21 protein-coding genes and 2 tRNA genes are annotated in these 23,340 nt (G+C 69.4%); 18 read left to right on the top strand and 5 right to left on the bottom strand.

Annotated features, from left to right (window positions below; all coding sequences use genetic code 11):
• Complete coding sequence (locus tag RF650_RS12290; protein ID WP_368815061.1) at positions 1 to 1,248, top strand: MFS transporter; 1,248 nt, start codon at positions 1 to 3, stop codon at positions 1,246 to 1,248.
• Between the two features lie 9 nt (positions 1,249 to 1,257).
• Here RF650_RS12290 and RF650_RS12295 read toward each other — a convergent pair whose 3' ends face one another.
• Entirely contained in the window at positions 1,258 to 2,148 is an 891-nt protein-coding gene (locus RF650_RS12295; RefSeq protein ID WP_368815046.1) for an acyl-CoA thioesterase, read from the bottom strand.
• A 43-nt stretch (positions 2,149 to 2,191) separates the two neighbouring features.
• Between RF650_RS12295 and RF650_RS12300 the strand changes: the two genes are divergently transcribed.
• Positions 2,192 to 2,659, top strand: coding sequence for a thioesterase family protein (locus tag RF650_RS12300; RefSeq protein ID WP_131332770.1), 468 nt, complete (start codon positions 2,192 to 2,194; stop codon positions 2,657 to 2,659).
• Positions 2,656 to 3,366 (top strand): hypothetical protein, encoded by a 711-nt coding sequence (locus tag RF650_RS12305; RefSeq protein ID WP_131332772.1) that lies wholly within the window; start codon positions 2,656 to 2,658, stop codon positions 3,364 to 3,366. Before RF650_RS12300 ends, RF650_RS12305 begins: the two co-directional genes overlap by 4 nt.
• Positions 3,367 to 3,427: 61 nt before the next feature.
• On the opposite strand, the gene RF650_RS12310 is transcribed toward RF650_RS12305, so the two are convergent.
• Positions 3,428 to 3,820 (bottom strand): globin, encoded by a 393-nt coding sequence (locus RF650_RS12310; protein ID WP_035962646.1) that lies wholly within the window; start codon positions 3,818 to 3,820, stop codon positions 3,428 to 3,430.
• A gap of 146 nt (positions 3,821 to 3,966) precedes the next feature.
• Complete coding sequence (gene pepN, locus RF650_RS12315; RefSeq protein WP_368815047.1) at positions 3,967 to 6,555, bottom strand: aminopeptidase N; 2,589 nt, start codon at positions 6,553 to 6,555, stop codon at positions 3,967 to 3,969.
• Between the two features lie 296 nt (positions 6,556 to 6,851).
• Between pepN and RF650_RS12320 the strand changes: the two genes are divergently transcribed.
• Both RF650_RS12320 and RF650_RS12325 read left to right on the top strand, forming a co-directional pair.
• Positions 6,852 to 7,364, top strand: coding sequence for a ribose-5-phosphate isomerase (locus RF650_RS12320; RefSeq protein ID WP_368815048.1), 513 nt, complete (start codon positions 6,852 to 6,854; stop codon positions 7,362 to 7,364).
• 15 nt (positions 7,365 to 7,379) lie between these two features.
• A complete protein-coding gene (locus RF650_RS12325) occupies positions 7,380 to 8,303 on the top strand; it encodes an Fpg/Nei family DNA glycosylase (protein ID WP_368815049.1) in 924 nt (307 codons plus the stop codon).
• Between the two features lie 143 nt (positions 8,304 to 8,446).
• Here the strand turns inward: RF650_RS12325 and RF650_RS12330 are convergent.
• Positions 8,447 to 8,517, bottom strand: a tRNA-Gly gene (locus tag RF650_RS12330).
• A 186-nt stretch (positions 8,518 to 8,703) separates the two neighbouring features.
• Here RF650_RS12330 and RF650_RS12335 point away from each other — a divergent pair.
• The 6 genes from RF650_RS12335 to RF650_RS12360 all read left to right on the top strand — a co-directional run bounded on the left by RF650_RS12335 (position 8,704) and on the right by RF650_RS12360 (position 13,993).
• Positions 8,704 to 8,776: transfer RNA gene (locus RF650_RS12335), tRNA-Pro, on the top strand.
• A gap of 104 nt (positions 8,777 to 8,880) precedes the next feature.
• Entirely contained in the window at positions 8,881 to 10,284 is a 1,404-nt protein-coding gene (gene tig, locus RF650_RS12340; RefSeq protein ID WP_368815050.1) for a trigger factor, read from the top strand.
• A 299-nt stretch (positions 10,285 to 10,583) separates the two neighbouring features.
• Positions 10,584 to 11,186: an ATP-dependent Clp protease proteolytic subunit gene (locus RF650_RS12345; RefSeq protein WP_035962642.1), complete on the top strand. Its 603-nt coding sequence runs from the start codon at positions 10,584 to 10,586 to the stop codon at positions 11,184 to 11,186.
• Between the two features lie 48 nt (positions 11,187 to 11,234).
• Positions 11,235 to 11,897, top strand: coding sequence for an ATP-dependent Clp protease proteolytic subunit (locus RF650_RS12350; RefSeq protein WP_368815051.1), 663 nt, complete (start codon positions 11,235 to 11,237; stop codon positions 11,895 to 11,897).
• A gap of 165 nt (positions 11,898 to 12,062) precedes the next feature.
• Positions 12,063 to 13,358, top strand: coding sequence for an ATP-dependent Clp protease ATP-binding subunit ClpX (gene clpX, locus RF650_RS12355; RefSeq protein ID WP_131332780.1), 1,296 nt, complete (start codon positions 12,063 to 12,065; stop codon positions 13,356 to 13,358).
• A gap of 32 nt (positions 13,359 to 13,390) precedes the next feature.
• The gene (locus RF650_RS12360) at positions 13,391 to 13,993 is read left to right on the top strand and encodes a DsbA family protein (protein ID WP_368815052.1); all 603 of its coding nucleotides are present in this window, start codon (positions 13,391 to 13,393) and stop codon (positions 13,991 to 13,993) included.
• A gap of 231 nt (positions 13,994 to 14,224) precedes the next feature.
• On the opposite strand, the gene valS is transcribed toward RF650_RS12360, so the two are convergent.
• Positions 14,225 to 16,876, bottom strand: coding sequence for a valine--tRNA ligase (gene valS / locus RF650_RS12365; protein WP_368815053.1), 2,652 nt, complete (start codon positions 16,874 to 16,876; stop codon positions 14,225 to 14,227).
• A 50-nt stretch (positions 16,877 to 16,926) separates the two neighbouring features.
• Between valS and RF650_RS12370 the strand changes: the two genes are divergently transcribed.
• From RF650_RS12370 to RF650_RS12400, 7 genes are all read left to right on the top strand, one after another.
• On the top strand, positions 16,927 to 17,295 hold the full coding sequence (locus RF650_RS12370; RefSeq protein ID WP_368815054.1) for a DUF488 domain-containing protein: 369 nt from the start codon (positions 16,927 to 16,929) through the stop codon (positions 17,293 to 17,295).
• A 63-nt stretch (positions 17,296 to 17,358) separates the two neighbouring features.
• Entirely contained in the window at positions 17,359 to 18,159 is an 801-nt protein-coding gene (locus tag RF650_RS12375; RefSeq protein ID WP_368815055.1) for an SDR family oxidoreductase, read from the top strand.
• A gap of 231 nt (positions 18,160 to 18,390) precedes the next feature.
• On the top strand, positions 18,391 to 19,455 hold the full coding sequence (locus tag RF650_RS12380; protein WP_368815056.1) for an ABC transporter substrate-binding protein: 1,065 nt from the start codon (positions 18,391 to 18,393) through the stop codon (positions 19,453 to 19,455).
• Between the two features lie 81 nt (positions 19,456 to 19,536).
• Positions 19,537 to 20,541: a FecCD family ABC transporter permease gene (locus RF650_RS12385; protein ID WP_368815057.1), complete on the top strand. Its 1,005-nt coding sequence runs from the start codon at positions 19,537 to 19,539 to the stop codon at positions 20,539 to 20,541.
• Positions 20,538 to 21,608, top strand: a complete 1,071-nt coding sequence (locus RF650_RS12390; RefSeq protein ID WP_368815058.1) for a FecCD family ABC transporter permease — start codon at positions 20,538 to 20,540, stop codon at positions 21,606 to 21,608. Before RF650_RS12385 ends, RF650_RS12390 begins: the two co-directional genes overlap by 4 nt.
• A 5-nt stretch (positions 21,609 to 21,613) precedes the next feature.
• Positions 21,614 to 22,498 (top strand): ABC transporter ATP-binding protein, encoded by an 885-nt coding sequence (locus RF650_RS12395; protein ID WP_368815059.1) that lies wholly within the window; start codon positions 21,614 to 21,616, stop codon positions 22,496 to 22,498.
• Positions 22,495 to 23,340 (top strand): siderophore-interacting protein (locus RF650_RS12400; protein WP_368815060.1); only part of this gene is annotated, 846 nt, incomplete at its 3' end. The genes RF650_RS12395 and RF650_RS12400, both read left to right, overlap by 4 nt.

Here is a 23,340-nt window from a genome sequence, read left to right on the forward strand (position 1 = left end):
ATGACCCTGTCCGCGCCCGCGGGGATCCGCACGAACCGTGGGTTCTGGGGGCTGCTGTGGGCGCTATACACCACGCAGTTCATCGGGGCGGCGTTCCTGTCCACCGGCCTGGTGGGCATCCTGCGCGACGGCGGCACGGACCTGGGGACCCTGGGCGCCCTGCAGCTGCTCGCCCTCGTGTGGCCCGTGAAGTTCCTGTGGGCACCCCTGATCGATCGGTGGGCGCCGGGCCGGGCGCGCGGGCACTACAGGTCGTGGTTGCTCGTGCTGCAACCCCTCATGGTGCTCGCCCTGCTGACCATGGCGGTGTTCGCCGACCCGCAGGACGGTCTGAGGGTCCTCGTGATCCTGGCCGCGGCGTTCGTGCTCTTCTCCGCGACGCAGGACATCGCGGCGGACGCGCTGTCCGTAAGGGGTCTCGATCGCTCCCAGCACGATCTCGGTGCGGGGGTCCAGGTGGGGGCGAGCTACATCGGGACCGTGATCGGCGGCGGATTGGCCTTGCTGATCTACGACGCATGGGGATGGCGGACCGCGGTGATCGCGCTCGCACTGTGCACCGCGGCCGCGATGGTCCCCGTGCTGCGGCATCGGGAACCGGAGCGCGCGGCGTCGAACGCGCAACCCCGCGGGCTCTCCGGGATGTTCGGCATGCTGGCCGTACCGGGGGCCAAGGCCTGGGCGCTCGGTGGTGTCCCCCTGGTGACGTTCGGCTCCGCAGCCGTGTGGTCCCTCGTGACCCCGGCACTCGTGGACGCGGGGTGGTCACTGGCCTTCATCGGCGCAGTCACCTCCATGATCGCGGCGGCGCCCGCCCTGGCCGCGGCACTCCTGGGCGGCCGGTTGTGCCGACGGCGCGGGCGCGGCGTCACGCTGTTGCTCGGCGCCGGGATCCAATTGCTCGGTGGGGCGTGTCTGGCCTCCGTCGTGTGGCCCGGTGCGGGCGTGGACCAGTGGCTGCAGGTGCCGCTGGGCGTGGTGGGAGCGTGCGGCGTGCTCGCGGGCTACACCGTGATGAACACGGGCATCTACGCGGTGAACCTGGACCTTGCGCGTCCCGGGTGCGCCGGCGCCGACTTCACGCTCCTGAGCTCCATCGGCATGCTCGGCGGGAGCGTCGGTGCGTGGGCGGCCCTGTTCCTGGCCGGCATGGCCGGCTACGGCGCGTCACTCGTGTTCGGACTCGCGGTGTCCGTGGCGGGCGTGATCGTGTGCCGGTCGCACCCGCTACTGGCACGCCGCGCGTGAGGGCCCCGCTCAGTGGAACTCGGGCAGGCGCATCATGCCCTCCTGCACCGTGGTGGCGATCAACGTGCCGTCCCGCGTGAACATCTTGCCGATGGCCAGACCCCGGGCCGAGGATGCGTTGGGGGAGGTCTGGGTGTAGAGGATCCACTCGTCCGCGCGAGCGTAGCGGTGCCACCACATCGCGTGGTCCAGGGAGGCCACGTTCATGCCGCGCTCGCCCCAGGACCGGCCGTGACGGCGCAGGATGGGCTCCATCATCGTGTAGTCGGAGACGTACGCGAGGGCCGCGCGGTGGATCGCAGGGTCGTCCGGCAGCGGTGCGAGCGCCTTGACCCACACCGCGTTGTAGGAGTCGTGCGGGCCCTGCCACGGCAGGAACAGCGGCTCGGTGATGTAGCGCATGTCGAACGGGCGCTCGAAGGCCTGAGCACGCGCCTCGGGGATGTTCAGGGCGCCGAAGGTCTCCCGCAGGGAGGGCAGGGACTCGGGGTCCGGCACGTCCTGTGGCATCTCATCCTGGTGCTCGAGCCCCTGGGCGGGCTCCTGGAAGGACGCGATCATCGACAGGATGGTCTTGCCCTCCTGGTAGGCGTGGATCCGGCGCGCGGAGAAGGACCGGCCGTCGCGCACGCGCTCCACCCCGAACGTGATGGGCAGCTCGATGTCCCCGCCGCGCAGGAAGTAGGCGTGCAGCGAGTGGATCGCGCGGTCCGGGTCCACGGTGCGCATCGCGGCCATCGAGGCCTGCGCGAGCACCTGCCCGCCGTAGACGCGGGCGCGGGGGGTGGTGATGGTGCGGCCCACGAAGATGTCCTCCGTGGTGCGTGCGCCGCCGCCGTCGGCCAGATCGAGCATCCGGATGAGGGCGCCCACAGGGTCTTGCGTCGGGTCCATAGTCATGGATCCACTCTAAACCGGCGGGTGGATGTGGTGTGATGGAACCATGACTTCTCTTAACGTCCCCGTGCAGATGCGATTCTTCGACCAGGACCAGTACGGGCACATCAACAACGTGACCATGCTGCGCTACTTCGAGGACGCCCGTGTGCGGCTCACCGCATCGCCCGTCACAAAGGACCCGGACCACGGTATCCCGGAGGACACCACGTTCCGCGAGTCCGTGGGGGAGCTGCGCACCGTGGTGGCCCACCAGAGCGTGGACTACAAAGAGCAGCTGTTCTTCCGCATGGATCCGGTGTTCGTGCGCACGTGGATCTCGCGCATCGGGGGGTCTTCGTTCACCATCTCCTACCGGCTGCAGGAGGAGGACGGCTCCCACGTGTACGCGGAGGGCGAATCCGTGATCGTGGTGATGGACCCGGGGACCGGCCGCAGCGTGAAGCTCTCCGAGGACCACCGCGCCGTGCTGGGTTCCCTGGAGGACGACGTCGAGTATTCCCACGCGCAGTGAGCGCCCCCCGAGAGCCCGGCGTCGCGGGCTTCACCCTGCTCGACCGCCAGGACGCCGCTGACCTGGCCACCTACGTGAGCCGCGCCCGTTCCGTGGACCCCCAGGCCGCGGTGCGGCTGCAGGGTCTGGACCGCGTGCTCGCCGCGTGGGTCTCCGTGATCCACCCCGCGGGCCTGCTGGATACCGCCCCCGTGGTGCTGGGGCTGCGCACCATGGGGCTCGCGCAGTCCTGCGACCTGGACGTCACCGTGGCCGCGGCCGCCATCACGGACCGGCTCGCGCGCGAGACGGGCGCTCGCGGGTCCGACGACGACGCCCCGGTGTGGATCAGCGCCCCGCCGCAAGAGGTCTCGGCCTCCTGGGCGGGGATCGTGGCCCCCCGTACGGGGTGGCGCTCCCTGGGGTCCGTGCCCGCCCACCGCGTTCGCGACGTGGCGCACCGCGGTATCCGGACCGTGTCCGATTCCGTGCCCACCAACTCCGGCGCCGCCGTGGTCCAGAAGGTCCGCGCGCGGGTGTGGGGTGCCGGGTCCGGTTGGGGTCCCCTGGAGGGCCCGGAGATCCCCGACGGCGCCGCGTTCGCCCTGGACGTCCTGGGGTTCATCCCGGCGTCCGAATCGGACGTGCACGTCGCGGCCGAGGCCTCAGGCCAGTGGGTGCGCCTGAGCACGGGTGCGGGTCACGTGCTCGTCAAGGTCTCCCGCTGAGACCCGGCCCCGCCCGGTAAGGCGGTGCCGGGACCGGGCCCCGGCACGCGAGGAGAACGCCTCAGCCGGGGCGGTTGACCATCGCGTGGGCAGCGCGGTCGAAGTAGTCCCACATGATGCCGTCGTGTAGCGGGGACAGCTCCAGGGTGTCCATGGCCGCGCGCATGTGCGTCAGCCACGTCTCGCGCGCCCACGTGTCCACGGGGAACGGGGCGTGGCGCATCCGCAGTCTGGGGTGCCCGCGCTGCTCGGAGTACGTGGTGGGTCCGCCCCAGTACTGCTCCAGGAACATCCGCAGCCGCTCCTCCGCGGGTCCCAGGTCCTCCTCGGGGTACAGCGCCTTGAAATCGGGGTCCTGCGCCACGCGCGCGTAGAACTCCCGGGTGAGCTTGGCGAACGTCTCGTGCCCGCCCACCTGGGCGTAGAACGAGTCCGACGACGCCGCTTCGGCCACGCCCCGCGCGTCCCCCACCTGTTGCGGGGGCTGGGTCACCGAGCCGGCGGCCGACCGGGAACCCACCGCACCCAGCGTGAAGGTGCGCCGCCCCGCCGGAGCAGCGGCCTGCGGGTCGAGTGGCTGGGAAGAGTCCTGCGTCCCACTCATCGGTCGGCCTCCGGGGTGTGGGCCGTGGTGTCCTGCACCGCCGCGGCGTCCACGGCCTGGGCGCGCACTGCGCGGCGCGCGGCGTCCTGGCGTTCCAACACGATCCGCCGCAACCCGGACAGGGTCGGGTCCAGCCGGTCGAGGAACGCCTGGGCGGCGTCGACCGTGTCCTGCCCGACGGCGCGGGGGAACAGTCCCACGGCGATCTGCTGCGCGAGTTCGTGCGTACGCTTGGTCCACACACCCGTGACGGCGTCGAAGTAGCGAGAGGAGTACGGGGTGACTAGGGCGTCGTCGTGCACGCGGAAGAACCCGGCGATGGCCGCTTGCTGCTGAGAGTTGGGCAGCGCGCCCTCGGTCACGACGAGCCGCCACGCCTCGGCCTTGGCCTCCGGGGTGGGGATCGCGGCGCGCGCGGTGGCCGCGGCGATCGCACCGGTCTCGGTGTTGTCCTCGGCCAGCGCACGGTCGACGTCCTCGGCGCCCTTGCGGCCGGCCGCGACGAGCGCGGTCAGCACGGCCCAGCGGGTGTCCGTGTCCAGTTCGATCCCCTCGGGGACGCCCCCGTCGAAGAAACCCTCGATGCGATCGAAATGCGCCTCGGTGCACGCCCGGCGCAGGAAGGCCCGGAAGAACTGCCACTGGTGGTCGGAGCCCGCCTCCGCGGCGGCCGTGAGATCCCACAGGGTGTCCGCGGCCCGGGCCCGGACCTCGTCCGCGTGCTCGGGGGCGAGGTAGCGGTCCAGGGCCACGTCCAGCTGGCGCAGCTGCACCTGCACGGCCGTGGAGTCGGTCTCGTGGCCCACGTTGGAGAGCACGAGGTCCACGTAGTCGCGCGCCGGGCTCACGCCGTCGTGCACGGAGTCCCACGCCGCGGCCCACACGAGCGAGCGGGGCAACGACTCCTCGAAGTCTCCGAGGTGGGTGGTGGCCGTGGCCAGGGAGCACTCGTCCAGGCGGATCTTGGCGTAGGCGAGGTCGTCGTCGTTGAGCAGCACCAGGTCCGGGAGTTCGCGACCCACGAGCTGCGGGACGTCGGTGAACTCGCCGTCCACGTCCAGCTCCACGCGGAACGTGCGGCTCAGCAGTCCGGTGTCCTCACGGTGGTCGTAGAAGCCCACGGCCACGCGGTGGGGCCGCAGGGTGGGATGGCCGTCCTGGCCCAGCTGCTCGATCCGGAAGGACGTGATGACGCCATCGTCATCGGCCTCGACCTGCGGCACCAGGGTGTTCACGCCCGCGGTCTCGAGCCAGCGCGCGGACCAGTCGGTCAGGTCGCGACCGCTGGCCGCCTCGAGTTCGACCATGAGGTCCGAGAGCTCCGTGTTGGACCACGCGTGCTTGCCGAAGTAGCGGTTGAGCCCCGCCATGAACTCCTCCTGGCCCACCCAGGCCACGAGCTGCTTGAGCACCGAGGCACCCTTGGCGTAGGTGATGCCGTCGAAGTTCACGAGCACCGCCTCGAGGTCCGGGATCTCGGCCTTGATGGGGTGGGTGGTGGGCAGCTGGTCCTGTTCGTAGCCCCAGGACTTCTCCCCGGCCGCGAACGTGGTCCACGCGTTGGTGTACCGGGTGTTCTGCGCGCACGCGAGCGTGGACATGTACTCGGCGAAGGACTCATTCAGCCACAGGTCGTTCCACCAGCGCATGGTCACGAGGTCCCCGAACCACATGTGCGCGAGCTCGTGCAGCACGGTGATCGCGCGGCGCTCCACGCGGGCCTGCGCCGGCTTGGAGCGGAAGACGTAGGACTCCACGAAGGTCACCGCGCCCGCGTTCTCCATGGCGCCGGCGTTGAACTGCGGCACGAAGAGCTGGTCGTACTTCTCGAAGGGGTAGGGCACCCCGAACTGGGACTCGAAGAACTCGAAGCCCTGCTTGGTGACCTCGAACATCTCCTCGGCGTCCACGTACTCGAACAGGGAGCGGCGCGCGAACAGGCCCAGCTCGATGGTGCGTCCGTCCGAGGAGACCAGGCTGTCCGTGGTCTTGACGTAGGGGCCCGCGATCAACGCGGTGATGTAGCACGAGATCACGGGGGTGGGGGAGAACTCCCACCGGGCCACGCCGTCCGCCACTGGGAAGGGTTCCGGGGTGGGCTGGTTGGACACCACGTCCCAGTCGGCGGGTGCGGTGACCGCAAACTGGAACGTGGCCTTGAGATCGGGCTGTTCGAAGACCGGGAACATCCGGCGGGTGTCCGCGACCTCGAACTGGGTGTAGAGGTACACCTGATCGTCCACGGGATCCACGAACCGGTGCAGGCCCTCACCCGTGTTCATGTAGTACATCCGGGAGTCCACCACGAGCTCGTTGTGCTCGGCGAGATCGGGCAGGTCGATGCGCTCGCCGTTGCTGACCTTCGCGGGGTCCAGGAAAGTGCCGTTGAGGGTCACGGAATCCACGGACGCGGTGATCGCGTCGATGAATGTGTGCGCTCCCGCTTCGGCATCGAACGTCACCGTGGTGCGCGCCCGGAAGGTCTCGGGGTCCCCCGTGAGGTCCAGATCCACGTGGTAGGACTCGACCGAGATGATCCGCGCGCGCTCGGCGGCCTCCGCTCGGGTCAGGTTCGTTCCGGGCACAGCGGCGTTCCTCTCCTCGACGACAATTCGATGCCCGCGCGGGGCATCTTGCCATTATGGCAGCCGTCGCAAGTCCCGCCGCGGGCCCCACGCCGCCGACTCGGGCCCGCGTTCTTCCTCGCACGCATACCGCGACGGCACGGCCCCTCCGCCGGTCCGATCGTTGCCCGGGCGCGAGCCGGGGGAGCGCCCGCGCCGGTGGAATCGGCGGCTAAGGTGGAGGCGACCCTTTCCCGTCGCGGAGCAGACGTGCCGGTTGCCCCGCGGCCACCCCGTCCAGGAGTTGCTGACGTCCCATGCGCGTGCACATTGCCACCGACCACGCTGGCCTCGAGCTGTCCCACTTCCTCATGCAGCGGCTGAGCGAGGACGGTTACGAGATGATCGACCACGGCCCCGCGGTCTACGACGCCGCGGACGACTACCCCGCGTTCTGCATCAGTGCTGCCCAGGGGGTCCGCGAGGACCGCGAGAACGGTCTCGACTCGCTCGGCATCGTGCTGGGTGGTTCCGGTAACGGCGAGCAGATGGCGGCCAACCTGGTCCGGGGGATCCGCGCGGCCCTCGTGTGGAACGAGGACACCGCCCGGTTGGCCCGGCAGCACAACGACGCCCAGGTGATCGCGATCGGCGGGCGCCAGCACGGCAACGACGAGGCCCTGGAGCTCGTGCGGATCTTCCTCGCCGAGCCGTTCTCGGGGGAGTCCCGGCACGTGCGCCGAATCGAGCAGCTCGCCGAGTTCGAGCACACCGGGGACATCGTGGGCCACCTCTACGAGGTCCCGGTCCGCCCGTACACGCAGGACTGAGCGGGGGCGTCGGGCGTGCCCGAGGGCCACTCGATTCACCGCCTCGGGCGTCAGCTCGGGGACCTGTTCGTGGGCCAGCGGTTGCGCGTCACGAGTCCCCAGGGCCGCTTCGCCGCGGGTGCCGCCGTGCTGGACGGGCGCGTCCTGACGTGCGCCCGCGCCCACGGCAAGCACCTCTACCTGGACTTCGCGGCGCCCTGTGACCCGGACGACGTCGTGGTCATGCGTTCGCACCTCGGCATCTACGGCGCGTGGAGTTTCGCGGGGGACGAGCAGTTCGCGGCGGCGTCCTCGATCGGCGCCCCGCGCCGCGTGGGGGAGCGCGAGTCCGGCTCCGCGGAGGAATCGGCAGTGGCGTACGACGACGCCGGACGGGTCGTTCCCGAGCCCCCGGTCGGTGCCGTGCGGGCCCGGTTGGTCGGCGAGCACGGGTGGGCGGATCTGCGCGGGCCGGCCCTGTGCACGGTGGAGACACCGGAGGAAGCGCGGGCCGCGGAGGCCAAGCTGGGACCGGACCCCCTGGACCCGCAGGCCGATCCGGAACCGTTCCTGCGTGCCGCGGCCAAGAGCAAGCGGGCGATCGGCGTGCTGCTCATGGAGCAGAACGTGGTGTCGGGGATCGGCAACATCTTCCGGGCGGAGTCCCTGTTCCGCCGGGGTGTGAACCCCATGACGCCCGGAGCTTCGCTGACCCGCGAGGACTTGCTCGGGCTGTGGGAGGAGAACGTGACGCTCATGGCCGTGGGGGTGCGCGTGGGCCGGATCATCACCACGGATTCGGCGGACCGCCCCGACATCCCGGACACCGAGGCATGGCCCGAGCACGCGAACTACGTCTACCACCGCCACGGGCAGCCGTGCCTGCGGTGCGGGACCACCGTGCTCAAGCGCGACCTCAACGGGCGGGGGCTCTACTGGTGCCCGAGCTGCCAGGCGTGATGCGGCCTCGCACCCACCGTGTGCCCGGTCCGGTTCGACGCGGCGTCGTACTGCGAGAGTCTTCCGGGGGGTTGGGAGAAGGGTCGCGGAAACGACGAAACCCCGCGGCGCACACGGGCACGGCAGGGTTTCGGGGATCGCTGAGGGGATGACGGGAATCGAACCCGCGTAGCCAGTTTGGAAGACTGGGGCTCTACCATTGAGCTACATCCCCGGGGACGTTGAAAGAGTACACGAGCCCCAGAAACCGTGCCAATCACCGGGTTCTACCACCCGGTTGCCGGGTGCGGGGCCGCGACACGATAGACTGTCGTGATGTCGGCTCGCCCGCGGGCGAGCCGTCGACCTCGTTCCGCCCACGGGCGGAGACGAAACGGAGCGCGTGTCGGGCACGTGATCACGGGGTGTAGCGCAGTGGCTAGCGCGCCTGCTTTGGGAGCAGGAGATCGCAGGTTCGAGTCCTGTCACCCCGACGTCTGAGCGTTGCAGCGCGTCGCGTTGCGGCGCTCGTTGACCGACCGGACCGACCCCGGTCCGTTGTAGCAAGTACCCATCGACCCCAGGAGTGACAGCGGAAGTGAAGAGCGCCGTCGAGAAACTCAACCCCACCGAGGCGAAGATCACCATTGACATCGCTTACGCGGATCTGAAGCCGTTCGTCCAGAAGACCTACAAGGAACTGGCCGAGCAGATCCAGATCCCCGGCTTCCGCAAGGGCAAGGTGCCCTCCAAGCTCATCGACCAGCGCGTGGGCTTTGACTTCGTGGTGGAGAACGCCCTGAACGAGGGGCTCAACGACTTCTATCAGCAGGCCCTCGCCGAGCACGAGCTGACCCCGCTGTCGCAGCCCCAGGTCGAGGTGCTCTCCAAGCCGGAGGGTGACGACCGCGAGGCCGACAGCCAGGTGGAGATCTCCGTGGCCATCCGTCCCGAGATCGAGCTGCCCGACTACAAGGGTCTGAAGATCGAGGTGGACGCCCGTGAGGCCTCCGCCGAGGACGAGCAGAAGGCCCTGGACGAGCTGCGCGGTCGCTTCGGCACCCTCAAGACCGTGGATCGCCCCGCGGCCGAGGGTGACCACGTGACCCTCGACCTGCAGGCGCTCGTGGACGGCGAGGAAGTGGACGCCGCCAACGACCTGTCCTACGAGGTGGGCTCCGGCACCATGCTCGAGGGCATCGACGAGGCCGTGACCGGCCTGTCCGCCGGTGAGGACGCCACGTTCGAGACCACGCTCGCCGGTGGCGAGCACTCCGGTGCCGAGGCCACGGTCAAGGTCAAGGTCACGGCCGTGAAGGAACGCGAACTGCCCGAGGTGGACGACGAGTTCGCCCAGCTGGCCTCCGAGTTCGACACCGTCGATGAGCTCAAGGAGGACCTGAAGAAGCAGGCCGCCGAGTCCGTCGCCGTCGAGCAGGGCATCGAGGCCCGTGACAAGGTGCTCGAGAAGCTCGTGGAGCTCATCGAGGTCCCGGTCCCCGAGAACGTCATCGAGGAGCAGGTCACCCAGCACTTCGACTCGCCGCAGGCCCAGGCCTCCGCCGAACCCGGTCACGACACCGAGGAGCACCGTGCCGAGGTCCGTGAGAACGCCGCGACCGCGTTCCGCAACGAGATCATCCTGGACGCCGTGGCCGAGGCCGAAGAGGTCGGCGTGGAGCAGTCCGAGCTGATCGACTACATCGTTAACATGTCCCAGCAGTACGGCATGGACCCCAACCAGTTCGCACAGATGCTGGACGGCTCCGGCCAGGCCGGGATGATGGTCGGTGAGGTGCGCCGCCGCAAGGCCCTGGCCAAGGTTCTCGAGTACGCCACCGTCACCGACTCCAACGGCAAAGCCGTGGACCTGTCCAAGTTCGTGGGCTCCGCGGACGACGCCGCCGCCGAGCAGGGTGCCGAGGCCGACTCCGCTCCGGCCGTCTCCGAGGAGACCGCCGCGGACGAAGCTGCCACCGACGAGGCCGCCGAGACCAAGTGAGTCACCCGTTGGCACCCGGGTGAACCGGGTGCCAACGGCCTCCGCGCAACGCCACGACGAGCCCCCCACCGAGGGGACGTCGTGGCGTTTCGCTGTCCGCGTGCCACCATGCGCCAGAAGCGAACACCGCGGAACACCGGGCGTGCACGGGGAGACGGCGCACTACGCTGCTGAGACAGAACGTGTTCATGGGTTCGGTTCGGCGGCGCTCGTTCGACCCGGACCCGTCCAGCAGAAAGAGGGCATTCATGACCTCCACTCCCATTCAGCCGTACGGTGCCGCACCGGCCACTCCGCGTATGGAGGACATGGCTCCGGGTGGTCAGGACGACTACGTCTACAACCGACTGCTCAAGGAACGCATCATTTGGTTGGGTTCCGAGGTGCGGGACACCAACGCCAACCTCATCTGCTCGCAGATGCTGTTGCTCTCCGCCGAGGACCCCGAGGCGGACATCTACCTCTACATCAACTCCCCGGGCGGTTCCGTCACGGCGGGCATGGCGATCTACGACACCATGCAGTTGATCCCCAACGACGTCGTCACGGTCGCCACGGGCCTCGCCGCGTCCATGGGCCAGTTCCTGCTGTCCTCCGGGACCAAGGGCAAGCGCTATGCGACCCCCAACGCGCGCATCCTCATGCACCAGCCCTCGGGCGGCATGGGCGGCACCGCGTCCGACATCCGCGTGCAGGCCGAGCTGATCCTGTCCATGAAGCAGCGGCTCGCGGAACTGACCGCGGAGCAGACCGGTCAGACGCTCGAGACCATCCTGCGCGACAACGACCGTGACAACTGGTTCGACGCTCAGCGCGCCCTGGAGTACGGATTCTTCGACCAGATCGCCCAGTCTGCCGGCAACGTGACCGGTGGCGGCGGAACCATGAAGGACTCCCAGTAAGCAGCGCGCGAGCTGCCAGAACCACCCATAGACTTTCAGGACGGACCAATGAACTTGCCTCACGCCACTGCACCGCAGTTGCCCACCAGCCGCTACGTGATCCCGGACTTCGAGGAACGCACCCCGTACGGCTACCGCCGCCAGAACCCGTACACCAAGCTGTTCGAGGACCGGATCATCTTCCTGGGCGTCCAGGTGGATGACACCTCCGCGGACGACATCATGGCGCAGCTGCTCGTGCTCGAGTCCCAGGACCCGGGCCGGGACATCACCATGTACATCAACTCCCCGGGCGGTTCGTTCACGGCCATGACGGCCATCTACGACACCATGCAGTACATCCGCCCCGAGATCCAGACCGTGTGCCTGGGCCAGGCGGCCTCCGCGGCGTCCGTGCTGCTCGCGGGCGGTACTCCCGGTAAGCGCCTCGCGCTGCCCAACGCGCGCGTGCTGATCCACCAGCCCGCCATGGAGGGCCAGGGCGGCGGTCAGGCCTCGGACATCGAGATCCAGGCCAACGAGATCATGCGCATGCGCACGTGGTTGGAGGAGACCATGGCGCTGCACACCAACAGGGCTGCGGAGGAGATCAACCGCGACATCGAACGCGACAAGATCCTCACGGCCAAGGAGGCCCAGGAGTACGGCATCATCGACCAGGTGCTGGACTCCCGCAAGATCAACAAGCCCTCCACGGTCACGCAGGCCTGAGCGGCGACCCGGAGGCGCAGCTTCCGGGGGTGACGAGGGGACCGACGGCCACGGTGCACGGATATGCGGCGTGGCCGTCACGCGCCTCGGCATGATTGGGCGGGCCGTGAGAAGCTCGCTTAGAGTGGACCCAGCATCCGTCAAGACGAACTGTGAGGCTGATACATGGCGCGCATCGGGGAGAGCGTTGACCTGCTCAAATGCTCCTTCTGCGGCAAAAGCCAGAAGCAGGTGCGCAAGCTCATCGCGGGCCCGCGGGTCTACATTTGTGACGAGTGCATCGAGCTGTGCAACGAGATCATCGAGGAGGAGCTCACCGAGGTCACGGAGACGGACCAGACGGAGCTGCCCCGCCCGCAGCAGATCTACGATCACCTGCGGGAGTACGTGATCGGCCAGGAGCCCGCCAAGCGTGCGCTGGCCGTGGCCGTGTACAACCACTACAAGCGCATCCGCGCGGGCGTCTCCGGGCACACGCTCACCATTGCGGGCTCCGAGGGGGACGAGGAGGCCATCGAGGTGGCCAAGTCCAACATCCTGTTGGTGGGACCCACGGGGTCCGGGAAGACCTACCTCGCGCAGTCCCTCGCCAAGAAACTGGACGTGCCGTTCGCGGTCGCGGACGCCACCTCCCTGACCGAAGCCGGATACGTGGGGGAAGACGTTGAGAACATTCTTCTCAAGCTCATCCAAGCCGCTGATTTCGATATCAAGAAAGCGGAGCAGGGGATTATTTACATTGACGAGATCGACAAGATTTCTCGTAAATCTGAGAACCCCTCGATCACGCGGGACGTATCGGGCGAAGGGGTCCAGCAAGCGCTCCTGAAGATCCTCGAGGGCACGGTGGCCTCCGTGCCGCCCCAGGGTGGCCGCAAGCACCCGCAGCAGGAGTTCCTGCACCTGGACACCACCAACGTGTTGTTCATCGTGGCGGGAGCGTTCGCGGGTCTCGAGGAGATCGTGCAGCAGCGCACGGGCAAGAAGGGCATCGGTTTCGGTGCGCCCATCCGGGACACCGCGGACGTGGATCTCACGGGTCAGGTCCAGCCCGAGGACCTGCTCAAGTTCGGACTGATCCCCGAGTTCATCGGGCGGCTGCCCGTGGTGGCCACGCTGTCCAAACTGTCCGTCGCGGACATGGTGCGCATCCTCACCGAACCCAAGAACGCGCTGGTCAAGCAGTACCGCAAACTCTTCCAGCTCGACGGTGTGGAACTCACCTTCGACCCGCAGGCCCTCGAGGCCATCGCGGAACTGGCCATCGAACGCGGCACCGGCGCGCGCGGTCTGCGCGCGATCCTCGAGGACATCCTCATGCCGGTCATGTTCGAACTGCCGGGCCGCGACGACGTCGCCGCGGTGCTCGTCACCAAGGACGCCGTGGCCAAACTGGCCGACCCCGAGATTTTCACGCACGAGATGATCGACGCCGAGCGGCGTCGCCACAAGTCGGCGTGAGCGAAAGAACCGAACGCGCGAAAGGACACCTCATGGCCGAGAAGCAACACGTCGATTTCTGGTTCGATCCCCTGTGCCCGTGGGCCTGGATGACCTCCCGCTGGATGGAGGAGGTCGTGCGCATCCGGGACGTGGACGTGGACTGGAAGATCATCTCGCTGGGCATCCTCAACGAGGACAACCCCGAGAACCACCACCACGGCCACGACGAGTCCATGTGGCTCGTGCGCGTGATCCAGGCCGCGGCCGAGCAGCACGGCGGCGAGTACTACAAGAAGCTCTACGACGCCATGGGCTCCCGTCGTCACCCCGGTGGCATGCAGGACCTCGAGGCGATCATCACCGAGTCCCTCACAGAGGTCGGTCTGCCGGCAGACCTCGCTGCGGCCAAGAACTCCACCGAGTACGACGACGCCATCCGAGCGTCCACGGACGAGGCCCGTGCCGTGGCGGGTCAGGACATCGGCACCCCGTGCATCGCCGTCAACGGCGTGGGCTTCTTCGGTCCCGTGTTCACCCCGGCGCCCAAGGGCGAGGAGGCCGGCAAGGTCTGGGACGGCGCCCTGGCGCTGGCGTCCTACCCCGGCTTTTACGAGCTCAAGCGCGGGCGCGAGAAGGGCCCCGACTTCAGCTGACGTCCCGCGGCGGCGCGTGCGCCGGACCGTGCGCCCGACCGCTGCAGGCATGAACGAACCCCGTCACGCACGTGGCGGGGTTCGTTCATGCGCTGGGTGCAGCGCAGAGGGCCCGGTGTGCCGGTGCCGTCCATCGGACCGGGCAAGGACGGCTCCGCGGGGGCGACGGCGTTCGTGATGTGCCGAGGGGCCCGATCCCGCACGACGCAGGACGGGCCCCTCCATGTCGACTCAGGCCTGTGGTGCTTCCTCGAGCTGGACGTCACTCACGGCCAGCTCACCCTCGGCGCCGGTGAGCGTGAGGTCTGCGGCGTTACCGGCGGCCTGGAGGTCCTCCAGCCCGGCGCGCAACTGCTCAAGCTGAGCGGCCGGGCCCGAGATCACCGCGGAGGTGACCGCGGTGCGCTGCTTGACCTTGGCCTCGGACTTCGCCTTGCGCAGCCCGGACAGCGCCTCGCCCACCACGGTGAGCACCTCGGGATCACCCGCGTGAGCGGGCTCGGCGAACCCGTCGGTCACGGGCCAGGCCGCGCGGTGCACCGAACCGGAGCGCCACCACGACCACACCTCTTCCGTGGCGAATGGGATGAACGGGGCGAACAAGCGCAGCAGGGTGTCGAGCGTCGTCGCGAGGGCCGCGTGCACCGAGGCCTGCGCGGCCTCCCCGCGGGAACCGTATGCGCGGTCCTTCACGAGCTCCACGTAGTCGTCCGTGAAGGTCCAGAAGAAGGACTCGATCAACTGCAGGGCGCGCGCGTACTCGTACTCCTGGAACGCGGTGCTCGCGCGCTCCACGACGTCCGCGAGCTGGGCCAACAGGGAGCGGTCCAGACCGTTGGTCACCACGGAACCGTCCGTCCCGGAGCCCAGCACGGAGGCCTCGGTCACGCCCTGGGCCAGCACGAACTTGGATGCGTTGAGCAGTTTGATCGCCAGGCGACGGCCGATCTTCATTTGGCCCTCGTCGTAGGCGGTGTCCGCGCCCAGGCGGGCCGACGCCGCCCAGTAGCGCACCGCGTCCGAGCCGTACTTCTCGAGCACCTCGGTGGGGATTACCACGTTGCCCTTGGACTTGGACATCTTCTTGCGGTCCGGGTCCAGGATCCACCCGGACAGTGCCGTGTGCTTCCACGGCACGGTCTGCGCCAGCGTCTCGGCGCGCACCACGGTCGAGAACAGCCACGTGCGGATGATGTCGTGACCCTGCGGGCGCAGGTCCATGGGGAACGTGTTGGCGTGCAAGGTCTCGTCCACGGCCCAGCCGGTTGCGATCTGCGGGGTCAGGGAAGAGGTTGCCCAGGTGTCCAGGACGTCCGGGTCCGCCATGAACCCACCGGGCTGATCGCGCTGGTCCTCGGTGTAGCCGGGGGCCACGTCCGTGGTGGGATCCACGGGCAACTGGTCTTGGGCGGGGAGCACGGGGTGGTCGTAATCCGGTTCACCGGACTCGTCCAGCGGGTACCACACCGGGAACGGCACGCCGAAGAAGCGCTGACGGGAGATCAGCCAATCCCCGTTGAGACCCTCGATCCAGTTCTCGTAGCGCGCGCGCATGAACGAGGGGTGCCACGAGATCTCACGGCCCCGGTCGATCAGGGCGTCGCGGCGCTCGGCGTCCCGACCGCCGTTGCGGATGTACCACTGGCGGGAGGTGACCACCTCGAGGGGCTTGTCGCCCTTCTCGTAGAAGTTCACGGGGTGGGTGATCTTCTTGGGCTCGCCTTCCATGTCACCGGAGGCGGCGAGCAGTTCGACCACGGTCTTCTGCGCGGAGAACACGGTCTTGCCGGCGAGCTGCGCGTAGTTCTCGGCCGGGGCGCCGTCGGCGATCCATGCGGGCTGCTCCGAGGCGAAGCGGCCGTCGCGGCCGATCAGGGCGCGCGTGGGCAGATCGAGCTCGCGCCACCACGTGACGTCGGTGAGGTCACCGAACGTACAGATCATGGCGATACCCGAGCCCTTGTCCGGCTTGGCGAGCGGGTGGGCCTTGACCTCGACCTCGACGTCGAACAGCGGGGAACGCACGGTGGTGCCGAACAGCGCCTGGTAGCGCTCGTCGTCCGGGTGGGCCACCAGCGCCACGCACGCGGGCAGCAGCTCGGGGCGGGTGGTCTCGATGAAGACCTTCTCGCCGTCCGGTCGGTGGAACGCCACGCGGTGGTAGGCACCTTCGCGTTCGCGGTCCTCGAGCTCGGCCTGGGCCACGGCGGTGCGAAACGTGACGTCCCACATGGTGGGGGCCTCGGCCATGTACGCGTTACCGGCCTCGTAGTCCTTGAGGAATGCGAGCTGGGAGACCTTGCGCGAGTGCGCGTCGATCGTGCGGTACGTGCGGGTCCAGTCCACGGACAGACCCAGGGTGGAGAACAGGTGCTCGAAGACCTTCTCGTCCTCGACCGCGAGTTCCTCGCACAGCTCGATGAAGTTCTGGCGGGACACCACGTCCCAGTCGCGCTGGTTCTTGGCCGGCTTCTCCGGAGGCTGGTAGCCCTCGATGTACGGCTTGCCGGGCTCGCAGCGCACGCCGTAGTAGTTCTGCACGCGGCGCTCGGTGGGCAGGCCGTTGTCGTCCCAGCCCAGCGGGTAGAACACGTTCTTGCCGGACATCCGCTGATAGCGGGCGATCACGTCCGTCTGCGTGTAGGAGAACATGTGTCCCACGTGCAGGGAGCCGGAGGCCGTGGGCGGGGGAGTGTCGATCGAGTAGACGTCCTCGCGCGTGGTGTCCTCGCGGAACGCGTACGTGCCGTTCTCGCGCCACTGCGCGGAGTACTTCTCCTCCAGGCCCTCCATGGCCGGCTTGTCGGGGACGTTCACCGCGGTGGGGGACGCAGCGCTGTCGATGATTTCGGGCGTGTCTGTACCCTCGAGGTTCTGTGCCATGTGCTCCAGTCTCTCATGCACGCGGGCACGGACCGTCGTAGCGTGGGGGCATGGCACGTTTGCACATCCACCGCATTCGCGAGGACGCCGCGCGAGACGACGGCGCTCGGATCCTGGTCGATCGCTTGTGGCCGCGCGGGGTCAGAAAGGACCATGCAGCCCTGGACCACTGGTTTAAGGGGGTCGCCCCGAGCGACGAGTTGCGCAAGTGGTTCGGTCACGACCCCGAGAAGTTCGACCGCTTCGCGCAGCGCTACGGCGAGGAACTCGACGAGGACGCCTCCGGGGAGGTCGCGCAGCTCAGGAGCGTGCTGCGGGACGTAGACTCCGCGACCCTGCTTTATGACGCGAAGGACGAGGAGCACAACAACGCCGTTGTGCTCCTGGGCTGGTTGCGCGATCACCGCAGTGGTTTCTGAAATGTCCTAATCGAGCCGATCCGGATTGTTCTAAGTCATAATTCCGCGCGCTACGGTGGAAACATGACTCAGAACACACCTCCCACCTACAAGGATCCCAAGCCGCTCGGCAACGGCAAGGTGGCCGTGGTCACCGGTGCCTCCACGGGCATCGGCGAGGCCACGGTGCGCCGCCTGCGCGAGAGCGGGTGGACGGTGTACGCCGTCGCCCGTCGCGCGGAGCGTCTCGAGGAATTGGCCCGGGAGACCGGCGCGAGTGCCGCGCCCACCGACATTACCGACCAGGCGCAGGTGGATGCGCTGCGCGATCGGGTGCTCGGCGAGCAGGGCACCGTGGACGCGATCCTCAACATCTCCGGCGGAGCACGCGGCACGGACACGGTGGCCGACGCCAAGGACGAGGACTGGCAGTGGATGTACGACGTCAACGTCATGGGCACCCTGCGGGTGGTCCGCGCGTTCCTGCCCACGTTGCGGGCCAACGGTGAGGGCACGGTGCTGAACCTGACCTCGATCGCCGCCCAGCGCGCCTACGAGGGCGGAGCGGGCTACAACGCCGCCAAGTACGCCGAACGCGCCATGACCGAGGCGCTGCGCCTCGAGGAGGCTGAGCACAACGTGCGCGTGGTGGAGGTGGCGCCCGGTCTGGTGCACACTCCCGAGTTCTCGCTCATGCGCCTGGGTGGTGACCAGGCGGCCGCGGACAAGATCTACGCGGGCGTGGAGAAACCGCTCTCGGGCCAGGACGTGGCCGAGGTCTGCGCCTTCGCCGTGGAGCTGCCGCATCACGTGGACCTGGACACGATTACGGTCAAGCCCGTGGCCCAGGCTGCGCCGCACAAGATGATCCGCACGAACAACTGACAGCGTGCGTTGCGGTGACCGGCCGCCGGTGCCTCGGAGCACCGGCGGCCGGTTGCCCTTGGTGGGCCGGTCCTGCCCATCCGCCCGGCGCCCCATGGCCGGTCAGCGGAACGCCCTGGCTCTGCTCGGTCCGGCCGCACCCGCGAGAGCGCGCACGGAGCGGTTGCGGCCGAACGGGAGCATGAATTAGGTTAGGCTTGCCTTATCAAATTCAATGACCCAGGAGTGTCCATGTCCCCTCACCGGTCCGGGAACGCGTCCCGGCAGTTCAACCGTCGCACCCTGCTGGGCTCCGGCCTGGCCGTGGCCTCCCTCATGGGGCTCGCGGCGTGTTCCACGGGCGCGCGGGACGGAGACGGGCAGGCGCAGACCCCCGGTGCCACGGCGTCGTCGAGCCCCACGGACACGTTCCCCGTGGAGGTGACACACGCCCTGGGCACCACGAAGGTCGAGGCCGCGCCGCAGCGGGTCGTGTGCGTGGGCGCGAGCAACACGCAGGACTTCGTGGCCGCGCTCGGCGTGGTGCCGGTGGGCATGACCAAGGTGGCCTGGGGCGGCAACGCGAACGGGTCCACCGACTGGTTCGACGCCAAGGTCTCAGAACTGGGCGGGAAGACGCCCAAGGCCATGGACGAGTCGGACGGTGTGAACTTCACGGACATCGCCGAGCTGAGCCCGGACCTGATCGTCGCGGTGAACTCCGGGGTCACCCGGGAGGAGTACGACCGCCTCACAAAGATCGCCCCGGTGGTCGCGTACCCCACGGGCCCGTGGGTCAACTCGTGGCAGGACATGCAGCGTGTCACGGCCAGGGCCCTGGGCCGTTCCGCGGCCGGTGACGAACTCGTGAGCCGCACCGAAGAACTCGTCTCCCGGCGCTCCGACGAACTCGGCGCGGCCAAGGGCAAGACCTTCATCTACGGTGACGTCTCCCAGAGCCTGGGGTTCTACGGCCCCGCGGACGGACGCCCCCGCTTCTTCATAGAGCTGGGCATGAATCTCGCGGACGCGGTCAAGGACAACATCACGGAGGATCAGTTCTGGCGCGAATGGCCCCGCGAACGCGCCGACGAGCTCACGAGCGACCTGTTCGTGGCGGCCGCGGAGGACGACGCCCAGGCCGAGAAGTTCCGCACGGACCCGATCCTCAAGACCATCCCCGCGATCGCGAACGGGCGGGGGATGTTCCTCACGGACAAGCAGGACGTGCTCTCCGGGTACTCGTCCTCTCCGCTGTCCATGCCCCACGCGCTCGACGCCCACATCCCGGCGATCAAGACCACGCTGGGGGCCTGACCCTTCGTGCCCGGCAGTTCCACGTTCGCCCGTCCCGACGCTGCGCCGTCCGCCCCGCGCGGGCGCACGCGGGGTCGGGGTATGTCCTGGCTCGCCATGGCGGCACTGCTGCTCGTGGCCGTGTTCCTCTCGATCTCGTACGGGTCCCGGCCCATCGGGCTGGGTGTCACGTGGCACGTGGTCCCGCACGTGTTCTCGGGTGACCCGGGGGCCGTCCCCGGGGTTCCCGCGCTCGACGGCGCCGTGGTCGAATCCCGCGTGTGGCGCACCGGGGCGGGCCTGCTCACCGGGGCCGCGCTCGCCGTGGCCGGGGCGTTGCTACAGGGTGCCACGCGCAACCCCCTGGGCGATCCGGGCATCCTGGGGCTGACGGCCGGGGCCGCGTTCGCGGTCGTGGCAGGCGGCGCGTTCCTGGGTCTGACCGGCGTCACGCGCCAGTTGTGGCTCGCGGCGCTGGGCTCCGCCGTGGCCGTGGCCGCCGTGTACGCGCTGGCCTCCGCGGCCCGGGGCGGGGCGCGTCCGGTGACCCTGGCCCTCACGGGGGCGGCGGTCTCCGCGGGTCTCACGGCGCTGACGAGCGCGGTGCTGTTGAGCAACCAGGCCACGTTCGACACTTTCCGGCGCTGGCAGGTCGGTGAACTGACCCGGCCGGACGGCACGTTCCTGGTGCTCGCGAGCCCCGTGATTCTCGTGGCCCTGCTGCTCGGGTGGACGCTGGCCCGTTCCCTGGACACCCTGACCCTGGGCGAAGCTCTGGGTCGCGGACTCGGGGTGAACCCGGCGCTCGTGCGCGGCCTCGCGGGCCTGGCCGTGGTGCTGCTCTCGGGTACCTCCACCGCACTCGTGGGCCCGCTAGTGTTCTGCGGGCTGCTCGTACCCCACGCGGTGCGTTCGCTGGTGGGCATCTCCTACCGCAGGGTCGTCCCGGCGTGCCTGCTCGCGGGCCCGTTCATCGTCCTGCTCGCGGACGTCGTGGCGCGCGTGCTCGTCCCGGACCGGGAGATCCAGGTGGGGATCGCGCTCGTGGTGATCGGCGCCCCCGCGCTCGTGGTCGTGATCCGACGCAGGGGAGTGGTGGCCGCGTGAGTCCCGCCGTTTCCCCTTTTCCCAGGACGACGTCGCTGCCCGCCCCCGCGACCGTGGCCACCGTGCGCGCGGGACGCTCCCGCTTCCGACGCCGCACCCGCCGGGTCACGGCGCTGCTCGTGCTCGTCCTGGTCCTCGCCTCCTTCGCGCGGATCGCACTGGGCAAGTACGTCGTGGCCGTGCCCGACCTGGTCGCCGTGCTCACCCACGACTACTCCGGCCCCGCCGCGTACATCGTGTGGGACATCACTCTGCCGCGCACGGTGCTCGGGATCCTCACGGGGATCGCCTTCGGGATCGCCGGTCACCTGTTCCAGCGCGTGCTGCGCAATCCCCTGGCCTCCCCGGACATCATGGGTGTCTCCTCCGGGGCCGGGCTCGGCGCGGTCGCGGCCATCACGCTGGGGGGGCTCTCCGGTGCCGCGGTGACACTCAGTTCCCTCGCGGGTGGTTTCGGCCTGATGCTCGCGGTGGTCCTGGCCGCCGGGGGTACGCGGGCCAACATCGGCAAACTCGTGCTGACCGGCGTCGCGGCGGGAGCACTGACCGCCGCGGCGATCAACGCGGTGCTGACCCGCGCGGACATCTACGCCGCCCAGGACGCGATGCAGTGGCTCACGGGTTCACTCAACGCTGCCCGGTGGGTGGACATCGCGCAGGTGGGGATCTGCCTCGCGATCCTGCTGCCCGTGTGCGCGGTTTTGGCGCCCGCGGTGGACACGCTCGGCGCGGGGGATCCCCTGGCCGCCGGGCTCGGGGTGCACGTGCGGGCCACGCGGCTCGCGGCCCTCGGGCTCGCCGTGGTGCTCGTGGCCGTGGCGGCCTCCGCCGTGGGGCCCGTGGCGTTCGTGTCGTTCATGGCCGCACCCATTGCGAGGGGGCTGGGCGGCGGTGCGGGTCACGCCCGGCACGCCGCGCTCGTGGGCGCGGTGCTCATGGTGGTCTCAGACTACGTTGCCGCGGAGACGATCCCCGGGCTGGCCCTGCCCGTGGGCGTGGTCACCGCGGCGGCCGGCGCGCCCGTGCTGCTGTGGTTGTTGATCGGGCGAGGAAAGGCGGAAGCATGACGTCCATGACCGATCCGAACCGGGCCGGGGGGACCGAGCAAGGCGAGGACGCGGCGTCGTCGTCCGAGCTCGCGGTGCGGGGGCTGACCGTGGGCTACGGCGAGACGCCGGTGCTGCGGGACGTGAACGTGACGTTCCCCGCGGGGGCCGTGACCGCGCTCGTGGGGGCCAACGGTTGCGGGAAGTCCACGCTGCTCAAGGCGTGCGCGCGCCAGCTCACCCCGTCCGCCGGAGAGATCCTCGTGGGCGGGGCGGACGTGAGTCGGTGGCACCGCACCCGGTTCGCGCGCACCGTGGGTTTCCTCCCACAGGACCCCGTGGCACCCGAGGGCGTGACCGTGCAGGAGCTCGTGGCGCGCGGACGGCACCCGTACCGTGGCGCCTTCGGACGGTGGCGTGCCCAGGACGACCACGCCGTGGCGGAAGCGGTCGAACTCACCGGGTTGGGGGAGCTGCTCGAACGCCGCGTGGGGGACTTGTCCGGCGGTCAACGCCAACGCGTGTGGATCGCCCTCGCGCTCGCGCAGCACACGGACGTACTGTTGCTCGACGAACCCACGACGTATCTGGACATCGCGCGCCAGGCCGAGATCCTGGACATCCTCACCGCACTGCAGCGCTCCCGAGGGATCACCCTGGTCATGGTGCTGCATGAACTCTCGCTCGCGGCGCGGTACGCGGACGTGCTCGTGGCACTCAAGGACGGGGCGGTCACCGCGACCGGTTCGGCCGAGCAGGTCATGACCGATGAGGTGGTCAGCGACGTCTTCGACATGTCCGCGCGGGTGCTCCACGACGCCCCCACGGACGCCCGGCTCGTGATCCCGTGGACGGGACCGGCGAACACCCCGCCGAGCACTCCAAGATCACCCGAGGAGGTACTGCCATGACGGAACTCGCATGTGTGACGGCCACCGTCACGGGACGCACGAAGCTCAGCGAACACCTCGTGCGCGTTCGTGTGGCGGGGCAGGAACTGCGGATCATGCCGTGGGGTGACCAGGGACCGGGCCCCCGCACGGACGCCTACCTCAAAGTACTGATCCCACCCACCCCCGGGGCCACCGTGGCGGTGGACGTGAGCGACATGACCCGGTGGCGACGCGAGTTCATGGCCGCCCCGCCCGAACGCCGGGGTTGGCTGCGCACGTACACGGTGCGCGATGCGGCCGAGGTGGAGCTGGCCGGGCACACGGTCCCGGAGCTGGCCATCGACGTGGTGCTCCACGACGACCCCGAGCATGGGATGGGCCCCGGGGCCGCGTGGGGTGACACCGTGCGCGAGGGTGAGCACGTGCAGCTGCTCGTGCCCTCGGGCGGGTCCCCCTGGTGGGCCGCGTGGGACGAACGGCGTGCGGCGGACCAGGACGTCGTGCTCGCTGGGGACGAGACTGCCCTGCCCGCGCTCGCCGCGATCATCGACGGCATCGAGCGGGGGGTGCACGTGGGTGCGCCTGCCCCTTCCGCCCCGCCCCGCAGCGTGACGATCGCGGTGGAGGTTCCTTCCGAGGACGACGCCGTGGCCGCGGCCGGCCCGCGCGCCCTCGCCCGGGCGACGTCGTCCGACGGGCACACCCTGACCGTGACGCTGCGCGGCGGCACCGAACTGCACTGGACGTGGCTGCCCCGGCGGGGACGCCCGCGCGGACTAGACCTGGAGCTAGGGCGTGTTGCTAAATGCTCGTTCAGCTACGGTCTTCGTGTGCTCGATACATCCAGACTCCGAATGAGG

The sequence above is a fragment of the Kocuria sp. CPCC 205297 genome (assembly GCF_040981035.1).
In the GTDB taxonomy this organism is placed as follows: domain Bacteria; phylum Actinomycetota; class Actinomycetes; order Actinomycetales; family Micrococcaceae; genus Kocuria; species Kocuria marina.

Bases quoted from the DNA above. Each gene is read 5' to 3' on its own strand.
- RF650_RS12290 (WP_368815061.1), top strand. From the start codon at position 1: ATGACCCTGTCCGCGCCCGCGGGGATCCGCACGAACCGTGGGTTCTGG.
- RF650_RS12295 (WP_368815046.1), bottom strand. From the start codon at position 2,148: ATGACTATGGACCCGACGCAAGACCCTGTGGGCGCCCTCATCCGGATG.
- RF650_RS12300 (WP_131332770.1), top strand. From the start codon at position 2,192: ATGACTTCTCTTAACGTCCCCGTGCAGATGCGATTCTTCGACCAGGAC.
- RF650_RS12320 (WP_368815048.1), top strand. From the start codon at position 6,852: ATGCGCGTGCACATTGCCACCGACCACGCTGGCCTCGAGCTGTCCCAC.
- RF650_RS12345 (WP_035962642.1), top strand. From the start codon at position 10,584: ATGGAGGACATGGCTCCGGGTGGTCAGGACGACTACGTCTACAACCGA.
- RF650_RS12350 (WP_368815051.1), top strand. From the start codon at position 11,235: ATGAACTTGCCTCACGCCACTGCACCGCAGTTGCCCACCAGCCGCTAC.
- clpX (WP_131332780.1), top strand. From the start codon at position 12,063: ATGGCGCGCATCGGGGAGAGCGTTGACCTGCTCAAATGCTCCTTCTGC.
- RF650_RS12360 (WP_368815052.1), top strand. From the start codon at position 13,391: ATGGCCGAGAAGCAACACGTCGATTTCTGGTTCGATCCCCTGTGCCCG.
- valS (WP_368815053.1), bottom strand. From the start codon at position 16,876: ATGGCACAGAACCTCGAGGGTACAGACACGCCCGAAATCATCGACAGC.
- RF650_RS12370 (WP_368815054.1), top strand. From the start codon at position 16,927: ATGGCACGTTTGCACATCCACCGCATTCGCGAGGACGCCGCGCGAGAC.
- RF650_RS12375 (WP_368815055.1), top strand. From the start codon at position 17,359: ATGACTCAGAACACACCTCCCACCTACAAGGATCCCAAGCCGCTCGGC.
- RF650_RS12380 (WP_368815056.1), top strand. From the start codon at position 18,391: ATGTCCCCTCACCGGTCCGGGAACGCGTCCCGGCAGTTCAACCGTCGC.
- RF650_RS12385 (WP_368815057.1), top strand. From the start codon at position 19,537: ATGTCCTGGCTCGCCATGGCGGCACTGCTGCTCGTGGCCGTGTTCCTC.
- RF650_RS12395 (WP_368815059.1), top strand. From the start codon at position 21,614: ATGACCGATCCGAACCGGGCCGGGGGGACCGAGCAAGGCGAGGACGCG.